This window comes from Streptomyces sp. NPDC005302, from assembly GCF_040607345.1.
Taxonomy (GTDB): domain Bacteria; phylum Actinomycetota; class Actinomycetes; order Streptomycetales; family Streptomycetaceae; genus Streptomyces.
The window spans coordinates 501,649-520,281 of the sequence record NZ_JBEXGN010000001.1; the positions used below are offsets into that span (position 1 = coordinate 501,649).

General features: G+C 70.0%; 12 protein-coding genes, 5 tRNA genes and 1 pseudogene. 9 read left to right on the top strand and 9 right to left on the bottom strand.

All coding sequences use genetic code 11. From position 1 onward, the window contains the following. Positions 1 to 279: 279 nt before the first annotated feature. On the bottom strand, positions 280 to 1,374 hold the full coding sequence (locus tag ABZT74_RS02220; RefSeq protein ID WP_355871731.1) for a Glu/Leu/Phe/Val dehydrogenase dimerization domain-containing protein: 1,095 nt from the start codon (positions 1,372 to 1,374) through the stop codon (positions 280 to 282). Positions 1,375 to 1,596: 222 nt separating this feature from the next. Here ABZT74_RS02220 and ABZT74_RS02225 point away from each other — a divergent pair, with 222 nt between their 5' ends. Further along, entirely contained in the window at positions 1,597 to 2,445 is an 849-nt protein-coding gene (locus ABZT74_RS02225) for a hypothetical protein (protein ID WP_355871728.1), read from the top strand. Positions 2,446 to 3,083: 638 nt separating this feature from the next. Next, on the top strand, positions 3,084 to 3,290 hold the full coding sequence (gene bldC / locus ABZT74_RS02230) for a developmental transcriptional regulator BldC (RefSeq protein WP_003949541.1): 207 nt from the start codon (positions 3,084 to 3,086) through the stop codon (positions 3,288 to 3,290). A gap of 479 nt (positions 3,291 to 3,769) precedes the next feature. Here the strand turns inward: bldC and ABZT74_RS02235 are convergent, their stop codons facing one another. The 8 genes from ABZT74_RS02235 to ABZT74_RS02270 all read right to left on the bottom strand — a co-directional run bounded on the left by ABZT74_RS02235 (position 3,770) and on the right by ABZT74_RS02270 (position 10,819). Beyond that, positions 3,770 to 3,961 (bottom strand): DUF6274 family protein, encoded by a 192-nt coding sequence (locus tag ABZT74_RS02235; protein ID WP_356169446.1) that lies wholly within the window; start codon positions 3,959 to 3,961, stop codon positions 3,770 to 3,772. 184 nt (positions 3,962 to 4,145) lie between these two features. Beyond that, positions 4,146 to 4,220, bottom strand: a tRNA-Asp gene (locus ABZT74_RS02240). Between the two features lie 95 nt (positions 4,221 to 4,315). Further along, complete coding sequence (gene hrpA, locus ABZT74_RS02245) at positions 4,316 to 8,293, bottom strand: ATP-dependent RNA helicase HrpA (RefSeq protein WP_356432993.1); 3,978 nt, start codon at positions 8,291 to 8,293, stop codon at positions 4,316 to 4,318. A gap of 109 nt (positions 8,294 to 8,402) precedes the next feature. Continuing rightward, positions 8,403 to 8,476, bottom strand: a tRNA-Phe gene (locus ABZT74_RS02250). A 24-nt stretch (positions 8,477 to 8,500) separates the two neighbouring features. Further along, a tRNA-Asp gene (locus ABZT74_RS02255) sits at positions 8,501 to 8,575 on the bottom strand. 48 nt (positions 8,576 to 8,623) lie between these two features. Beyond that, positions 8,624 to 8,696: transfer RNA gene (locus ABZT74_RS02260), tRNA-Glu, on the bottom strand. A gap of 80 nt (positions 8,697 to 8,776) precedes the next feature. Continuing rightward, positions 8,777 to 10,357, bottom strand: coding sequence for a metallophosphoesterase (locus ABZT74_RS02265; protein WP_356169451.1), 1,581 nt, complete (start codon positions 10,355 to 10,357; stop codon positions 8,777 to 8,779). Positions 10,358 to 10,468: 111 nt separating this feature from the next. Next, positions 10,469 to 10,819, bottom strand: a complete 351-nt coding sequence (locus ABZT74_RS02270) for a metallopeptidase family protein (RefSeq protein WP_081218193.1) — start codon at positions 10,817 to 10,819, stop codon at positions 10,469 to 10,471. A 447-nt stretch (positions 10,820 to 11,266) separates the two neighbouring features. On the opposite strand from ABZT74_RS02270, the gene ABZT74_RS02275 reads away from it, so the two are divergent. The 7 genes and pseudogenes from ABZT74_RS02275 (at position 11,267) to ABZT74_RS02305 (ending at position 18,506) form a co-directional block, all read left to right on the top strand. Then, entirely contained in the window at positions 11,267 to 11,785 is a 519-nt protein-coding gene (locus ABZT74_RS02275) for a hypothetical protein (protein ID WP_356169454.1), read from the top strand. Between the two features lie 235 nt (positions 11,786 to 12,020). Beyond that, a complete protein-coding gene (locus ABZT74_RS02280) occupies positions 12,021 to 14,243 on the top strand; it encodes a DEAD/DEAH box helicase (RefSeq protein ID WP_356432995.1) in 2,223 nt (740 codons plus the stop codon). Between the two features lie 95 nt (positions 14,244 to 14,338). Next, positions 14,339 to 14,788 (top strand): annotated as a pseudogene (locus ABZT74_RS02285) (VCBS repeat-containing protein); the annotation flags it as partial. Positions 14,789 to 14,846: 58 nt separating this feature from the next. Beyond that, entirely contained in the window at positions 14,847 to 16,382 is a 1,536-nt protein-coding gene (locus ABZT74_RS02290) for an amino acid permease (protein ID WP_356169463.1), read from the top strand. Between the two features lie 120 nt (positions 16,383 to 16,502). Then, positions 16,503 to 16,575: transfer RNA gene (locus ABZT74_RS02295), tRNA-Lys, on the top strand. Positions 16,576 to 16,909: 334 nt separating this feature from the next. Further along, positions 16,910 to 17,530 carry an RNA polymerase sigma factor gene (locus ABZT74_RS02300; protein WP_355871703.1) on the top strand — a complete coding sequence of 207 codons (621 nt, stop codon included), beginning with the start codon at positions 16,910 to 16,912 and terminating at the stop codon, positions 17,528 to 17,530. Further along, entirely contained in the window at positions 17,520 to 18,506 is a 987-nt protein-coding gene (locus tag ABZT74_RS02305) for a CU044_5270 family protein (protein WP_356169465.1), read from the top strand. Before ABZT74_RS02300 ends, ABZT74_RS02305 begins: the two co-directional genes overlap by 11 nt. Positions 18,507 to 18,633 lie beyond the last annotated feature (127 nt).

Here is an 18,633-nt window from a genome sequence, read left to right on the forward strand (position 1 = left end):
GGCTCGACGGCCCCAGAGTCTTGACACGCGTTCATGATCGGGAACGGACTCTCCATGGAGAGACCGGTCCGTAGGGCTTCCACGGTACCTGAGCCCACGCCCATACGGTACGTCGCCCGCAGCACGCGCCCTGGCCCAGAACCAACAAGGTGCCCTGTCCTCGCTGGTCAACCGCGATTTTAACCTCTTCTTGGCGTCCGACCCGCCGACAGACGTGAGAGTTGTCTCCCCGACAGCCGTCGGCGGGTCCCTGACAAGCACATATGGCCCCGGAAAGGGTCAGTGAGAGCGTGCCTCCGCCATCCGCTGTTCGGCGATCCGGTCGGCCGCGGCGGCCGGCGGAATCCCGTCCTCCTTCGCACGTGCGAATATGGCCAGCGTGGTGTCGAAGATCTTCGCCGCCTTGGCCTTGCACCGGTCGAAGTCGAAGCCGTGCAGTTCGTCGGCGACCTGGATGACACCGCCCGCGTTCACCACGTAGTCGGGGGCGTACAGGATCCCGCGGTCCGCGAGGTCCTTCTCCACGCCCGGGTGCGCCAGCTGGTTGTTGGCCGCCCCGCACACCACGCGCGCGGTGAGCGCCGGCACGGTCGTGTCGTCGAGCGCGCCGCCCAGCGCGCACGGCGCGTAGATGTCGAGGCCCTCGGTACGGATCAGCGCCTCGGTGTCGGCGACGGCCGTGACACCGGTCGGGTGCTGGTCCAGGATCCGCCGCACGGAGTCCGCGCGCACGTCCGTGATCACGACCTCGGCGCCGTCCGCCCGCAGGTGGTCGACCAGGTGGTGGCCCACCTTGCCGACGCCGGCGACGCCGACCTTGCGGCCGCGCAGAGTCGGGTCGCCCCACAGGTGCTGGGCGGAGGCCCGCATGCCCTGGAAGACACCGAAGGCGGTCAGCACCGACGAGTCGCCCGCGCCGCCGTTCTCCGGGGAGCGGCCGGTCGTCCAGCGGCACTCGCGCGCCACGACGTCCATGTCGGCCACGTAGGTGCCGACGTCGCAGGCCGTGACGTACCGGCCGCCGAGCGAGGCGACGAACCGGCCGTAGGCGAGGAGCAGCTCCTCGGTCTTGATCAGCTCGGGGTCCCCGATGATCACGGCCTTGCCGCCGCCGTGGTCGAGACCGGCCATGGCGTTCTTGTACGACATCCCGCGGGCGAGGTTGAGCGCGTCGGCGACGGCCTCCGCCTCGCTCGCGTACGGGTAGAAGCGCGTGCCGCCGAGGGCCGGGCCCAGAGCGGTGGAGTGGAGGGCGATGACGGCCTTCAGGCCGCTGGCGCGGTCCTGGCAGAGGACGACTTGCTCATGACCGCCCTGGTCCGAGTGGAACAGGGTGTGCAGTACATCAGCAGGCGCGCCGGTTACGTCGGTCACTGTGGTGACTCCCAGGTAATGAGCGGCGGTTGGGTGCGGGGCCCGTGCGGATGGCGGGCTCCGTGGGCATGAGAGTAGGGCCTGCGCCGACCCGCCTTCGGCGCAGTGTTCAGGATCACCTACCGACGGGGTACGGCCATGGTTCGATTTGCATAGATTTCTCTTCAGGTTGTGAGTGGTTCTCGCTGGTTTTCCCGGTGGTCGTCGGGGGAGGGAGCAGGCGTGCCCAAGGTGTCCGCGGTGATCGTGCCGTACACGTCGTACCTGCGCGTGTACGAGCCACTCGTGGCGTTCCCGGAGGCGGAGCGCGATCACTGGACGCGCTACGCCCGGCGCGCCGAGCGCCCCTCGTACCAGGACGAACTGCGCCGTTCGCTGGCCGACTTGCTGCCCACTCCGCCGGTCCCCGTGCCGGTGCACGAGAGCGCCGACGCGTTCGTGGCCGAGGTGGACGGCGTGGTCTGCGTCTGCCCCTGGCGCACCCGGCTGCGTGGCTGGCAGGCCCTGGACGAGATCGGCGAGGAGCTCCCGGCACCGGTCCTCGACGCGGTGCTGCCGCCGTTGGTTCGCCGTCAGGCCGCCCTCGACTACGAGCGCTGGCTGGTCCGCAACCCCGACGCCCGTCCGTGGATCCGCACCTCGACCTGGCAGGTGCCGCTGAACTGGTTCGTGCTCGTCTCCGAGGAGGAGCGGGAGTACGACAAGGGGGCGGGCCCGGGAGGTGCCGCGCCGAGGCTGCGCTACCGGACGCCGATGGTGCAGGCCCGGCGGCGCACGGCGCGGGGCCTGCGCACGCTCCGGGACGCCCTGGACGAGGGACCGCTGATCGACGGTCTGGTGGACGTGGGGCGCTGGCTGGAGGAGTTCCATCCGCGCTCCCTGGTCGAGCTGGACTACGGAGGGCTCGTGCACGCGCTGCCGGCCGGGCACCTGGAGGACGACCACTCGGCCGCGGACGTCGCGGAGGGCATCGAGGCGCTGCGCACCGGGGACGGGGCGACGGCGGGCGAGGCGTACGGGCGGCTGGTGGAGCGCTGGCGGACGGTCAGGGACCGGCGCTCGGCGAACTGACGGCAGGAGCATCCACGATCGGGTCATGCGGGACACTTCCGGATGATTCAGCCCAAAGGGCTGTTCCGGTGGGTTCGTGTGGGACGGGAGGGGTTCCTGGGCCTGCCGATCGATGTGATCTGCTTCTCACAGGAACGGTGTCGAACTCGCGTATGGTCCTCACACGCTGAAGAACCCTCACTCCAGGACGTAGGTCCCGATCCGGGCTTATGCGTCAACGGGTGTCAAGCGTGATGGATGGCACTTACCTGGCTCTTGCATCGCTTGCCCCTCCTCGTGCCAAAATAGGACAAGGAGTCCGGGGGAGGGCTCTCTCCGCCCACGTATGGGTGGAATCTCAGCATTGCACGCTATGGGGGGTCTGATGACTCCTGATCGTCCTGTGACTGATCGTCACAGTGGCGTGACTGTCCGCTATGGCATGGTCCATCGGCTTCCGTCGCTGATGAACACCTGGGAGGGCAATTCCATCGGTTTGGCCGACGCGGCTGGACGGATGGTGTAGTTGTAGTGCCGAGGACAAGCCGTTCGTCCTATAACCGACTCGACTCGCGTCCGCCATTTCGGGCAACGCGGGTCAAGGTGCAGAATTTAGAGGAAAGAACCGAGAAGGTTCGGTTCTCCCGAGGAGGCCGCTCATGACCGCTCGCACCCCTGATGCCGAGCCGCTGCTGACCCCGGCTGAGGTCGCCACGATGTTCCGCGTCGACCCCAAGACGGTCACGCGGTGGGCGAAGGCCGGCAAGCTTACGTCCATCCGCACGCTCGGCGGACACCGCCGCTACCGCGAGGCTGAGGTCCGCGCACTGCTCGCGGGTATCCCGCAGCAGCGCAGTGAGGCCTGAGACCCCGCATAACCGGACAAGTCGACGGACCCCCCAATCCGTCGAGGCGTCCGAACCACAGCTCCAAGCGACGCGGGTTCTGCCCCAACAGAGCCCACGCCCCAGCTTTTCCGCCATATGAACAGGGTGCGTCGTAGATCGCGTTGGACTCCGCCGGGTCCAGCGCGATCTTTTTTGTGCGGTCCACGCGCCTCGGCGACCGGCCTGTGAGCGGCCTTGTCGGAGTCTGGGGGCAGGTGTCGGATCGGCTGTGAACAGCCTCGACGTGAAGTGCAATTGCACATATTAAATTGACTCGTTGTAGGAGGGGGGTAAGTTCCGCACTTCTGAAAACCTATGCGGTGACTCCCGTCACATGCCAGAGTCCTTGTCGCATGCGAGCCTTCTGCGCTAGGGGAGTTGGGCCCTGACGCACGCACTCCTCACGCACTCCCCTCCCAAGGGTCGCACCGCGCGGTCCTCCCGGCCGGGGTCTTCGGTCACGCGGTGGAGGGGCCTTCGTCCTCCGGGGCGCTCTCGGGGTCCTGTTCGTCGTACGGAGCGGGTTCCATGGCCAGCCGCAGGAGCCGATGGCAGACCGGGCAGTGCCGCGTCAGATGGCGATAGCCCGAGGCGGCCGCCAGATGGGCTCGGAGCAGAGCTCGGGTCTCGTGCCGGGCGGACACCGCCATACGCACCTCCAGGGGGCCGGCAGGGCGCGAGCCCTGACTTCCGGGGTACCCGCTGGAATGTGACGCCGTCAAGAAGCGGGGAGACGCCGTGGGGGCGGCCGTTGGGGCGCCGGCGGGCGCACGCGAAGCGATAAGCGGTGCAAAGCAGAAGGCCCGGAGCCGAAGCTCCGGGCCTTCTCTACTGCGGTCCTGACGGGATTTGAACCCGCGGCCTCCACCTTGACAGGGTGGCGAGCACTCCAAGCTGCTCCACAGGACCTTGATTCGCAGCGACTTGTTCGTGCGCTGTGCTGCGAAAAGAGACTGTACAGGAGGGTGGGCCCAGGGTCGAACTCACCGCGTGTACAGGCTCCGTCACGGTGCCGCCGCGTCGATCGCCTTCACGATCCGCTTGTCGGAGACGGGATACGCCGTGCCGAGCGCGTGGGCGAAATAGCTCACCCGCAGCTCCTCGATCATCCAGCGGATGTCCCGGACCGACGCGGGCACCGGCCGGCCCTGCGGCAACTGCTCCAGGAGCCAGGCGTACTCGTCCTGCATCTCATGGACCTTCTCCATGCGGGAGGTGTCCCGCTGGACGCCGGTCGGCATCTGCTGAAGCCGGCGGTCCGCGGCCACCAGATAACGCATCAGGTCCGGCAGCCGCCGCAGCCCGGTCGCCGTGACGAAGCCGGGCTTCACGAGGGCGTCCAGCTGCTTGCGCACGTCCGTGAGGTTCGCGAGCAGGGTCGGGCTCCTGACGCCCTTCAGGCGGCGCTCACAGGCCTGCCAGGCGGCCAGTACCTGCTCCACCTGCCCGACGGTGCGCACGGTCGTGTCGACGATCTCGGCGCGCACCTTGTCGTACAGCTTGCGGTACGACTCCTCGTCCCACGCCGGGCCGCCGAAGTCGCCGATCAGCTTGTCCGCCGCGGCCATGGCGCAGTCGTCGAAGAGCGCCTGGACCGAGCCGTGCGGGTTCGCGGACAGGGCGAGCTTCTGGGCGTTGGTGAGCTTGTCCGAGGCGAACTTGCCCGGGTTCACCGGGATGTTGCGCAGGATCAGCCGGCGGATGCCCTTCCACATGGCCTCGGCCTGCTCGGCCTCCGTGTCGAAGAGCCGGACCGAGACGGTGTTCGCCGCGGGGCCGTCGTCGACCAGCGCGGGGTACGCCTTCACCGGCTGGCCCGCCCGGCGCGTCTCGAAGAGACGGCTGAGCGAGCCGATCGTCCAGTCCGTCAGCCCCGTCCGCTCCAGGGACTCGCCGCCCGAGCGCTCGGCGGTCGCCGCGGCGGCCTGCGAGATGGCCTTGCGCGCCTTCGGCTTCAGCCGGACCTTCAGGGCCTCCAGGTCCTTGTCCTCGGCGAGCTTGCGGCGCCGCTCGTCCACGATCCTGAAGGTGATCCGCAGGTGGTCGGGAAGCCGGGACCAGTCGAAGTCGTCCGCCGTCAGCGGCACCCCGACCATCCGCTTGAGTTCGCGCGCCATGGTCTGCGTCAGCGGCTCCTGGAGGGGAACCGCCCGCTCCAGGAACTTCTGCGCGAAGTTGGGGGCCGGGACGTAGTTCCGCCGGATCGGCTTCGGCAGGGAGCGGATCAGCTCCGTGACCACTTCCTCGCGCAGCCCCGGGATCTGCCAGTCGAAGCCCTCGTCCGTGACCTGGTTGAGGACCTGGAGCGGCACGTGGACGGTCACGCCGTCCGCGTCCGCCCCCGGCTCGAACTGGTAGGTCACGCGGAACTTCAGCGGCCCCTGCCGCCAGGAGTCCGGGTAGTCGTCCTTCGTGACCTGCCCGGCGCGGTCGTTGATGAGCATCGAGCGCTCGAAGTCGAGGAGTTCGGGCTCCTCATGGCGCTTGTGCTTCCACCACGAGTCGAAGTGCGCCCCCGACACCACGTGTTCGGGCACCCGCTGCTCGTAGAAGTCGTAGAGGGTCTCGTCGTCGACCAGGATGTCCCGGCGGCGCGCGCGGTGCTCCAGCTCCTCGACCTCGGTGAGGAGCTTGCGGTTGTCGGCGAAGAACTTGTGGTGCGTGCGCCAGTCGCCCTCGACCAGCGCGTTGCGGATGAACAGCTCGCGGCTGACCTCCGGGTCGATGCGCCCGTAGTTCACCTTCCGCTGCGCGACGATCGGCACGCCGTACAGCGTGACCTTCTCGTACGCCATCACGGCGGCCTGGTCCTTCTCCCAGTGCGGCTCGCTGTACGTCCGCTTGAGGAGATGGCCGGCCAGCGGTTCGATCCACTCCGGCTCGACGCGGGCGTTGACGCGCGCCCAGAGCCGGGAGGTCTCGACGAGCTCAGCGGACATCACGAAGCGCGGGGGCTTCTTGAAGAGCGCCGAGCCCGGGAAGATCGCGAACTTGGCGTTGCGCGCGCCGAGGTACTCGTTCTTGCCCGCGCCGCGTCCGCTCTCCCCGCCGGTCTCCTTCACGTCCTTCATGCCGACGTGCGAGAGCAGACCGGCGAGCAGCGACACGTGGACGCTCTGCTCGGGAGCGTCCTCCTCGTTCAGGTGGATGCCCATCTGCTTGGCGACGGTCCGCAGCTGGCTGTAGATGTCCTGCCACTCGCGGATGCGCAGGAAGTTCAGGTACTCCTGCTTGCACATCCGGCGGAAGGCGGACGAGCCGCGCTCCTTCTGCTGCTCGCGCAGGTAGCGCCACAGGTTGAGGAAGGCGAGGAAGTCGGACGTCTCGTCCTTGAAGCGGGCGTGCTGCTGGTCGGCCTGGGCCTGCTTCTCCGAGGGCCGCTCGCGCGGGTCCTGGATGGAGAGCGCGGCGGCGATCACCATGACCTCGCGGGCGCAGCCGTTCTTGTCGGCCTCCAGGACCATCCGGGCGAGGCGGGGGTCGACGGGCAGCTGGGCGAGCTTGCGGCCGGTCGGGGTGAGCCGCTTGCGGGCGTCCTTCTCGGCCGGGTCCAGCGCGTTCAGTTCCTGGAGGAGCTGGACTCCGTCGCGGATGTTGCGGTGGTCCGGCGGGTCGAGGAAGGGGAACTTCTCGATGTCGCCGAGGCCGGCCGCGGTCATCTGGAGGATGACGGAGGCGAGGTTCGTGCGGAGGATCTCGGCGTCGGTGAACTCGGGCCGGGACAGGAAGTCGTCCTCGGAGTACAGCCGGACGCAGATGCCGTCGGACGTACGGCCGCAGCGGCCCTTGCGCTGGTTGGCGCTCGCCTGCGACACCGGCTCGATGGGCAGCCGCTGCACCTTCGTGCGGTGGCTGTAGCGGGAGATGCGCGCGGTGCCCGGGTCGATGACGTACTTGATGCCCGGGACGGTGAGCGAGGTCTCGGCGACGTTGGTCGCCAGAACGATCCTGCGGCCGGTGTGCTGCTGGAAGACGCGGTGCTGCTCGGCGTGCGAGAGCCGCGCGTACAAGGGGAGCACCTCGGTGAAGCGGTAGTTCCTCTTGTCCAGCGCGTCCGCGGTGTCGCGGATCTCTCGCTCGCCGGACAGGAAGACGAGGATGTCGCCCTTGCCCTCGGCCTGGAGCTCCTCGACGGCATCGCAGATCGCGGTGATCTGGTCGCGGTCGGTGTCCTCGGAGTCCTCTTCCAGAAGCGGGCGGTAGCGCACCTCGACGGGGTAGGTCCGGCCGCTCACCTCGACGATCGGGGCGTCACCGAAGTGCCGGGAGAAGCGCTCCGGGTCGATGGTCGCGGAGGTGATGACGACCTTGAGGTCGGGGCGTCTGGGCAGCAGCTGGGCGAGGTAGCCGAGCAGGAAGTCGATGTTGAGGGACCGCTCATGGGCCTCGTCGATGATGATCGTGTCGTAGGCGCGCAGCTCGCGGTCCGTCTGGATCTCGGCGAGCAGGATGCCGTCCGTCATCAGCTTGACGAAGGTGGCGTCCGGGTTCACCTGGTCGGTGAAGCGGACCTTCCAGCCGACGGCCTCGCCGAGCGGTGTGTCCAGCTCGTCGGCGACGCGCTCGGCCACCGTCCGCGCGGCGATACGGCGGGGCTGGGTGTGCCCGATCATGCCGCGCACGCCCCGGCCCAGCTCCATGCAGATCTTCGGGATCTGCGTGGTCTTCCCGGATCCGGTCTCGCCGGCCACGATCACGACCTGGTGGTCACGGATGGCGTCCGCGATCACGTCCTTCTTCTGGCTGACCGGGAGCTGCTCGGGATAGGTGATGGCGGGTACGCGGGCGCGGCGTTCGGCCATCCGGGCCTCGCCCCGGGTGACCTCCGCCTCGATCTCGGCGAACACGGCGGAGCGGGCCTCGGGCTTGCGGATCTTGCGCGCGCCGTCGAGCCTGCGGCCGAGCCGCTGCGCGTCGCGCAGGGACAGTTCGGCCAGGCGGGGGGCGAGATCGCCGAGGGCGGGGGCAGGGTGCGTAGACATACGCGGTCCAGGATCTCACCTCGGCGAAATGACTGGCGAACGCTTTTGCGTGCCGGTCCTCCGCCGGGGCACGAAAAAGGCCCCGATCCGAAGATCGGGGCCTCTGCTGTGGCTGGGGCCGGGGTCGAACCGGCGACCTATCGCTTTTCAGGCGATCGCTCGTACCAACTGAGCTACCCAGCCACGAGGTTTCCGGGGAAACCTCAGCGGTCCTGACGGGATTTGAACCCGCGGCCTCCACCTTGACAGGGTGGCGAGCACTCCAAGCTGCTCCACAGGACCAAGCTTTGTGTGCGAACGAGCGAAGCAAGTGTCGCACACGGTGTTGCGTACCCCCAACGGGATTCGAACCCGTGCTACCGCCTTGAAAGGGCGGCGTCCTAGGCCGCTAGACGATGAGGGCTATCGGCCCGCCTGCGCGCTCTTCAGCGCGTCGGGGACGTGAGAAGCATATGGGATGGCGGGAGGTATCGCCAAAACGGTTTACCGAGCCGTTCCGGTGGGGCTCGGCGAGGCGGTCGGCGACGGGGTCGCGCCGGGCTGGTTCTCCTTCGGGAGGTGGCGGCTGACCTCGGCGCTCGTGAGGCCGAGACCGCCCAGCCTGATCTCGTCCCAGGCCTGGAGGTGCCGGGTGTCCCGGTCGAAGTACAGGACCGAGGCCTCGATCGGGTCCGGGTACTTGCCCTCGACCGCCCGCAGGCCGCTGCCGCCCGTCGAGCCCTCGACGCGCAGCCGGGTGCCGTACTTCATGACCTCCATCTCCTCGTGGTGCAGATGGCCGGAGAGCACCAGGGGCACCTCGCCGTCCGTCCCGCGCGCCGCGGCGGGTTCGTGCACGATCGCGATGTCCGCCGGGGTGCCCGCGGCGCTCTGGTCGCGCAGGGCCGAGGCGAGGCGGGCGCCGGCGAGATCCTCCGCGGCGTCGCCGCCGGGCGCGACCGCGCGGTCCGGGGTGAACTGGGGGTCGCCGATGCCCGCGAAGCGCAGCCCGGCGACGGAGACGGCCCGCCCGTCGTCGAGGACGTGGACGTTCCTCATGCGTTGCAGGTAGCGCTGGGTGAGGCGCGAGTCGTGGTTGCCGCGCACCCAGACGTACGGGGCGCCCAGGTCCGGCACCGGGTCCAGGAAGCCGTTCTCGGCGGCCGTGCCGTGGTCCATGGTGTCGCCGGAGTCGACGATCACGTTGATGGAGTACTGCTTCACGAGCGAGGCGATGATCTTCCAGCTCGCCGGGTTGAGGTGGATGTCCGAGACGTGCAGGACCCGGATCGTGGTCGGGTCGGGCTCGTAGGCGGGGAGGGTGGACGTGACGTCGTACAGCTTCGTCACGTTCGTCACCAGGCGCGCCAACTCCTTCTGGTAGACGTCGAACTCGCTGACGATGTTGCGGGCGTTGCCGACCAGGGAGGGCGCGGAGGACAGCAGCCCGGAGTACTTCGGCTCCAGTACCGAGTTGGGGTTCCAGGTGGCGAAGGCGGTCGCTCCGGAGGCGGCCAGCAGGGCGAGGGCGAGGCCGCCGGCGGCGAGTGCCCGGCGCGGCCGGCGGTAGACGCCGAGGCCGAGGGCGGTGGCGCCGACGACCACGGCTATGCAGGAGCGCACGGCCAGGTCGATCGTGCCGTCCTCGACGTCCCGGGCCACCTCGTCCTGGAGGCCGGACAGCCGTTCGGGGTGGTCGACGAGGGCCTGCGCGCGGTCCGGGTCGAGCTGGTCCACGTCCACGTCGAGGCGCAGCGGGGCCTGGTGACTCCGCAGTTCCAGGGCGCCGAGCGGGGAGACGTTGATCTTCGTGCCGCCGGTGAGGGAGGGGCGCAGGGTCATGGTGGTGTTCATGGGGCCGACGGGGACGCGCACGTTGCCCACCACCAGCAGTCCGAGCCAGGCGCCGAGCAGCACCACACAGAGGAGTCCGAGGGCGCGGACGTACGGGTTGGGCCGGGCGGTGAGCTCCGGCACGGCGGGCCGGCGGCGGGCGCGACGGCGGCCGAGCGCGGGGAGCGCCCGGCGGGCACGGTCGGCGGTGCGGCGGACGAGGGCGGTTGCGGCGGCGCGGGCGCGGACCATTGGTCCCGTATGCCCAAGTGCCGGGGCGGGTATGCGGGCGGAGCCGGGCCCGGCGGGCGGTCGCCGCGGGCGGTGGCGGCGAGGGTGGTCGCCCGCGCGGGCGTCGTCCGGTCAGCCCCAGCCCAGCTCGTGCAGCCGTTCGTCGTCGATGCCGAAGTGGTGGGCGATCTCGTGGATGACGGTCACGGCGACCTCGTGGACCACCTCGTCCGGGGTCTCGCACATCCGCAGGATCGGGCCCATGTAGATCGAGATGCGGTCGGGGAGTACGCCGGCGTACCACTCGCCGCGGTCGGTGAGCGGGGTTCCTTCGTAGAGGCCGAGGAGTTCGGGGTCGTCGGCCGGGGGCTCGTCCTCGACGAACACGGCGACGTTGTCCATGACCCGGGTCAGCTCGGGCGGGATCTTGTCGAGGGCCTGGCTCACGAGCTCTTCGAAGGTTTCGCGCGTCATCTCCAGCACATGGCCATTGTCGGGGACGAGGCGCTCGCGGGGGGTATCGGCGGAGGGCCCGAAGGGGCCGGATGCGACGCGCGGCCGGCGCGACCGGGTACGAGCGCTCCCCATGCCGTCCCCGCCCTCCCGTCCTCGCCCTCACGCCCGGACCGCCGCCGCTCCCGCCTTCGCCGGGTCGTTCCCGGGGTGCCGGGCGCGCCGGGGGTACGTGCCCTCCGCCCGTCCCGCCCGCGCGATCAGTGCCACCGGGGCCGCGGGCCCGTCCGACGAGCCCGCCGTGTGACGTTTCGTCAGGGCCTGGAGAGCGCTCCGACATGCCCCGGGGCCCTGTCGGGTCCGGGGGCGCGTGTCCTCTTGCGGGCGACGGGAGTTGGACAGGGGGAACTCCCGTTCCTTCCCCGCGCTCCCGGCTCCGCCCGAGCCGGGGGACGCCCCCTACGGAGGTGGCCGCCCGTGCGCGCCTTGTACGTACCCGTCCGTCTGGCCGCCACGGTCATGGCCGTCGCAGCCGCCGCCGGCTGCATGAGCGTGGGCAACGACGGGGACGACCGGCCCGGCCCCTCGCACTCGGCGGGGCAGCGGGCGGGCGAGGAGCCGGACGGCGGGACCGCGGGGGGCGGCGGCGGCATCGGATCGCACGGCGGGAAGGGTGGCAAGGGTCACAAGAGGTCGCCGAAGCCGGGTGAGTCGGAGTCGGGTGACGCGTCTCCCTCGGCGTCCGCGTCGAAGGGCGGGAAGCCGTCCGCGAAGGCGACCGACAAGGGCGGCGGCGACCCGTCCACGGACCCGGTGCCGCCGGGTGAGCCGACGCCCACGCGCACGACGGCGGAGCCGACCCCCGAGCCGCCGCCCGTGTCGACTCCGCCGTCGTCCGATCCGGGATCCGCCGAGCCGTCGTCGTCGGCGCACGAACAGCCCGCGACCCAGCTCGTCCAGCGCGAGCCGGCGCCCGAGGCCGGCTCGCCCGTCTAGGCTCCTGACCCCGCTGAAAACGTCCTGACCTGGGCGTATGGGGTCGGGTTTGCCTTCAGGGGTGGAGGGTGCGTATGGTGGTAGATCGTTTGATCCCATTTGCCCGGCGCCGCCAAAGAGAGCGCCGCGTGGCGCGTACTCTCCCTTGCCGTGGCCGGACCGCATAGAGGCGGTCGATTGCGACTTCACGGAGTTTGGGCGCGTGCCGAAGAACTCCGGAAGGTTCGCATTTCGCATGTCTGTTTCCAGTACTGATCACGTCGTCGTGCCCGAGAACGACCAGAACGACACCGTGAACGAGATCATCGAGGTCGTCGAGGCCGTCGAGGCCGTCGAGACCGTCGAGTCCGCTCCCGAGATGACCTTCTCCGACCTCGGCCTGCCCGAGGGTGTCGTCCGCAAGCTCGCGCAGAACGGCGTGACCAGCCCCTTCCCGATCCAGGCCGCGACCATCCCGGACGCCCTGGCCGGCAAGGACATCCTCGGCCGTGGCCGCACCGGCTCCGGCAAGACCCTCTCCTTCGGTCTGCCGCTGCTCACGCAGCTCTCCGCCGGCCACACCGAGAAGAAGAAGCCCCGCGGCATCATTCTCACGCCGACGCGTGAGCTCGCGATGCAGGTCGCGGACGCCCTCCAGCCGTACGGCGACGTGCTCGGCCTGAAGATGAAGGTCGTCTGCGGCGGTACGTCGATGGGCAACCAGATCTACGCCCTGGAGCGCGGTGTCGACGTCCTCGTCGCCACCCCGGGCCGACTGCGCGACATCATCAACCGCGGCGCCTGCTCCCTGGAGAACGTCCAGGTCGCGGTCCTCGACGAGGCCGACCAGATGTCCGACCTGGGCTTCCTGCCCGAGGTCACCGAGCTGCTCGACCAGATCCCGGGCGGCGGCCAGCGCATGCTGTTCTCGGCCACGATGGAGAACGAGATCTCCACGCTGGTCAAGCGCTACCTGACCAACCCGGTCACGCACGAGGTCGACAGCGCCCAGGGCAACGTCACGACGATGTCCCACCACATCCTCATCGTGAAGCCCAAGGACAAGGCGCCGGTCACCGCCGCGATCGCCTCCCGCAAGGGCCGCACGATCATCTTCGTCCGCACCCAGCTGGGCGCCGACCGTATCGCCGAGCAGCTGCGTGACGCCGGTGTGAAGGCCGACGCGCTGCACGGCGGCATGACGCAGGGCGCCCGTACGCGGACGCTGGCCGACTTCAAGGACGGTTACGTCAACGCGCTCGTCGCGACCGACGTCGCCGCCCGCGGTATCCACGTCGACGGCATCGACCTGGTCCTGAACGTGGACCCGGCCGGTGACCACAAGGACTACCTGCACCGTTCCGGCCGCACCGCCCGCGCCGGCCGCTCCGGCACCGTCGTGTCGCTGTCGCTGCCGCACCAGCGCCGCCAGATCTTCCGGCTGATGGAGGACGCGGGCGTCGACGCCGCGCGTCACATCATCAACTCCGGTACGGCCTTCGAGCCCGAGGTCGCCGAGATCACCGGCGCCCGCTCGATGACCGAGGTCCAGGCCCAGTCCGCGGGCGACGCCGCCCAGCAGGCCGAGCGTGAGGTCACGCAGCTCACCAAGGAGCTGGAGCGCGCGCAGCGTCGCGCCGCCGAGCTGCGCGGTGAGTCCGACCGCCTGATCGCCCGTGCCGCGCGCGAGCGGGGCGAGGACCCGGAGGTGGCCGTGGCCGCCGCCGCCGAGGCAGCCGAGCAGGCCCTCGTCGCCGAGGCCCCGGTCGCCGAGGCCCCCGTCGTCGAGCAGAACGAGCAGCCGCGTCAGCGCCGTGACGAGCGGGGCAACTTCGAGCGCCGCGACAACGACCGTGGCGGCTTCCGCCGTGACGACAACCGTGGTGGCGGCTTCAACCGCGACGACCGCGGTGGCCGTCGTGACGACAACCGCGGTGGCGGCTTCCGCCGCGACAACGACCGTGGCGGCCGCTCCTTCGAGCGTCGTGACGACAACCGCGGTGGCGGCTTCAACCGCGACGACCGTGGCGGCCGTTCTTTCGAGCGTCGTGACGACAACCGTGGTGGCGGCTTCAACCGCGACGACCGCGGTGGCCGTCGTGACGACAACCGTGGTGGCGGCTTCAACCGCGATGACCGTGGCGGCCGTTCTTTCGAGCGTCGTGACGACAACCGTGGTGGCGGCTTCAACCGCGACGACCGCGGTGGCCGTCGTGACGACAACCGCGGTGGCGGCTTCAACCGTGACGACCGTGGCGGCCGTTCTTTCGAGCGTCGTGACGAGCGTGGCGGCCACCGGGGCAGCGACCGCCCCTTCAACCGTGACCGTCAGGGCGACCGCCCCTCGGGCGGCGGCTTCCGCTCCGGCGGCCACGACCGCCCGGCCGGCCCCCGCGGCGACCACCGCACGACCGGCACCGGAACCAGCACGGGTTCCTTCCGCCGCGACGACAAGCCGCGCTGGAAGCGCAACGGCTGACCGCCGCTGACGTAGCCAAGTGATGTGGCCCCCACCTGATTTCAGGGTGGGGGCCACTTCGCTGTCCGGGCGCGGGGGCGCCGAGAACAACCCGCGACCTGACCGGTGACCGGCGGTCCGACCTGCTCGCTCGGAAGACCTCGACCGGGGACATCTACCTGTTCGCCGCGAAGAGCGACGGAACACTCGCCGCGGGCAAGAAGATCCGCTCCGCCTGGACCGGCTACACGAAGATCGTCGGTGCCGGGGACCTGAACGGCGACGGGATCGGTGACCTCCTCGCGCGCGACAAGGCCGGAACGCTCTACCGCTACAACGGCACGGGGACGGGCCTGTTGAAGGACCGGGTGAAGGTCTTCTCCGCCTGGGGGGCGTCGTACAACGCGATCGTCGGGGTCGGCGACATCACCGGCGACGGGAAGAACGACCTGGTCGTGCGCGACACCTCGGGGAACGTCTACCGCAACGCCGGCAAGGGGAACGGCTCGTTCGGCTCGCGGGTGAAGATCACGAGCGGCTGGCAGAGTTACAAAGGTCTTTTCTAGCCAATTCGCTGCCCCCTTCGGTGCATGTCGTGCCCCCCGCGAGGGAATCGCTGGGGGCATGACAAATGACGCCACGGGCAGTGGGCTGTCGGACGAAGAACGGCTTGCCCAGCTCGGCTACACGCAGGTGCTCGCCCGCCGCATGTCGGCGTTCTCCAACTACGCGGTCTCCTTCACGATCATCTCGGTCCTGTCGGGCTGCCTGACGCTGTATCTGTTCGGCATGAACACCGGCGGTCCCGCCGTGATCACCTGGGGCTGGGTCGCGGTCGGTCTGATGACGCTGTTCGTCGGACTCGCGATGGCCGAGATCTGTTCGGCCTACCCGACCTCCGCCGGCCTGTACTTCTGGGCCCACCGGCTCGCCCCGGAACGCAGCGCGGCGGCCTGGGCCTGGTTCACGGGCTGGTTCAACGTCCTCGGCCAGGTCGCCGTGACCGCGGGCATCGACTTCGGCGCCGCGTCCTTCCTCGGCGCCTATCTGAACCTCCAGTTCGACTTCGAGGTGACGCCGGGCCGGACGGTCCTGCTGTTCGCCGGGATCCTGATCCTGCACGGGCTGCTCAACACGTTCGGCGTGGGGATCGTCGCCCTGCTCAACAGCATCAGCGTGTGGTGGCACGTCATCGGCGTCGCCGTCATCGTCGGCGCGCTGACCTTCGTGCCGGACCACCACCAGTCGGCGGACTTCGTGTTCACGAAGTTCGTCAACAACACAGGCTGGGGCAGCGGGGTCTACGTCGTCCTCATCGGTCTGCTCATGGCCCAGTACACGTTCACCGGGTACGACGCCTCCGCCCACATGACGGAGGAGACCCACGACGCCTCGACGGCCGGCCCCAAGGGCATCGTGCGCTCCATCTGGACGTCGTGGATCGCCGGGTTCGTCCTGCTCCTCGGCTTCACCTTCGCCATCCAGTCGTACAACGGGGAGCTGGGCTCGACGACCGGCGCGCCCCCGGCGCAGATCCTGCTCGACGCGCTGGGTGCCACGTCCGGAAAGCTCCTGCTGCTGGTCGTGATCGGCGCGCAGCTCTTCTGCGGCATGGCGTCCGTGACCGCCAACAGCCGCATGATCTACGCCTTTTCACGGGACGGGGCGCTGCCCTTCTCGAACGTCTGGCACACGGTGAACCCGCGCACGCGCACGCCCGTCGCGGCGGTCTGGCTGGCCGCGCTGGGCGCTCTCGTGCTCGGACTGCCGTACCTGATCAACTACGCGGCCTACGCGGCCGTGACGTCGATCGCGGTCATCGGCCTCTATGTCGCCTACGTCATCCCGACGTTCCTGCGGGTGCGCAAGGGCGACGACTTCCAGCGCGGGCCCTGGCACCTGGGCCGCTGGTCCCGTCCGATCGGGGTGATCGCGGTCGGCTGGGTCGTCGTCATCACGATCCTGTTCATGCTGCCGCAGGTCTCCCCGGTGACCTGGGAGACGTTCAACTACGCGCCGATCGCGGTGCTCGTCGTGCTGGGCTTCGCCGCGGCCTGGTGGCTGGCCTCGGCCCGGCACTGGTTCCTCAACCCCGGACACGAACGCAACATCGCCCGTGAGGCGCTGCGCAAGGGAGCGCCCGAACCGGTGGATCCCTGACCTTGTGCGCGTCCGGCGTGGCCGGGTCGCCGATACCCGATCGGAGTCCCGGCCGCGTCCGGCTATGCTCGGGGATGCATCGGCGCGTCCGGTGCGCCGCATCGGCGTCAGCCGGTGCGGGGACCCTTAGCTCAATTGGCAGAGCAGTGGACTTTTAATCCATTGGTTGTGGGTTCGAGTCCCACAGGGTCTACGTGGACGAGGGAGCGGTACATCCCCTCTGACCTGCTGGGAAGTGCCCGGGACGGCTTCGGCCGGCCCGGGCGCTTCTTCGTTTGCGGGGGCTTGAGCCGGCGATGCGTCAGCCGTCGGTGCGGCGCGCGATCCGAAGCCGGCCCCACTCGCCACTCGGAGTCCACCTCGATGACGCCGTCCGTCGCGATGCCCGGGCGGCGCACGCGTGCTCCCGCCCGGAGCTCGGAGGGAACCCGTCCGGAGCTCGAAGGGAACCCGTTCGGGGCGAGCGGCGAAGGAGAGGTGAAAGCCCAAGCTTTCGACGCGTGTTCCCTTGGACGAGAGGAGTCCCGATGACCGTGGAGCCAGGCGTCCGCGCGGGGCCGGAGAGCGACGCCTCGGTCATTGCGCGGTCCCGGGACGAGCCGGAGGCGTTCGCCGTGCTCTTCGACCGGTACGCGGACGAGGTGCACCGCTATCTGGCCCGCAGACTCGGTGGCGAGCCGGCTGACGACCTGATGGCGGACACCTTTACCACCGCGTTCCAGCAGCGGCACCGCTACGACCCCGCGCGTGCCACGGGTGACGGCGCCCGTCCGTGGCTGTTCGGGATCGCGACCAATCTGGCCGGACGGTACCGGCGGGCCGAGGCCCGGCGTTTCAAGGCGCTGGCCCGCGTCGCGGCCCCGGCCGATCACGAGGACCCGGTTGCCGATCGTGCCGCGGCCCGCGCGGGGGCGCAGGCCGTGGGCCGTGAGCTGGCGGCGGCGCTGGCCGCCCTGCCCGCGCGGCACCGGGACGTACTGCTGCTGGTGGCCTGGGGCGGTCTCGGCTACGAGGAAGTGGCCCAGGCCCTCGATGTGCCCATAGGCACGGTCAGATCACGGCTGCACCGGGCGCGCGGCAGGCTGCGTCAGGCGCTGGGCGGATCCGATCCGACAACTCTGCGAGAGGAACCCCGCCATGACCGATGAACTCGAACTCCTGCGGGACTGGGGCGCGGACGCGGCCCCCCTCACCGAACCGGCCCGCGCCGGAGCGCGCCACCGGTTGCTCAACACGATCGCGCACGCTCAGCGGCACCCGGACGCCGCCCCCAGCCGCCGCCACGCGCTCCGTCTGGCGACGGCCGCGGTGGCCGCCGTGGCCGTGACGGGAACGGCCGTGCTGATCGCGGACGGGGGCGACGGCGCCGGCGGTCGTCCGCACCGGGCCGGCGGGGTATCGGGCACGGCGACACCGCGGATGAGCAACGTCAGCGCCGCGTCGGTGCTGAACACGGCCGCGGCGCGGACGGGCCGGCAGGAGACGCCGGTGGCACCGCGCGACGACCAGTTCATCTATTCCAAGCGGATCATCAAGGAGACGGAGCGCGGGACCGGCGCGGTGAAGACGTACGAGGACGTGAACTGGGACTCGGTGGACGGCTCCCAGCGCTCCCTGACCATGGAACTCGGCCGGGTGATCTGGGAAGAACCCCTGCAGAAGGGCGAGGGCGTGTGGCCGCCTCGGGAGTGGAGTGAGCTGCGGAAGCTGCCCACCGACCCGCAGAAGCTCATCCCGGTGATCACCGACGTCGGATCGTCCAGGAGGTCGACCGGCGACTTCACGGCGCAGGACTGGTATCAGGCCTACTTCATGCTCGGCGAGCTCCTGAAGTGGCCGGTGCTGCCCGAGGGGCTGCGTTCCGCGGCGTACGAGGCACTGGCCCTGGTGCCCGGGGTCGAGGCGATTCCGGGGGTGAAGGACTCCGCCGGGCGCACCGGGGTGGGGATCGCCTACCCCAAGAGCCCGATGGCGCAGGGCAAGTACCTGATCTTCTCGCCGAAGTCCTATGAGTTCCTGGGCTTCCGGGACGAACGGACTTCGGTGTCCGGGGACAAGACATACGTCCAGCTGTCCCACACGGTCGACTGGGCGGTCGTCGACCGGTTGAGGCAACTGCCCTAGCTCGCCGTGCTGTTCGGCGGTGGCCCAGGGGGCATTGTCTCCGCCGACGGATCGGGGCGGCGGGTCGAAGACCAGGAAGAAGAAGCCGCCGGCCTTCGCCATGTAGACCGGCATGAACGGCATGCCG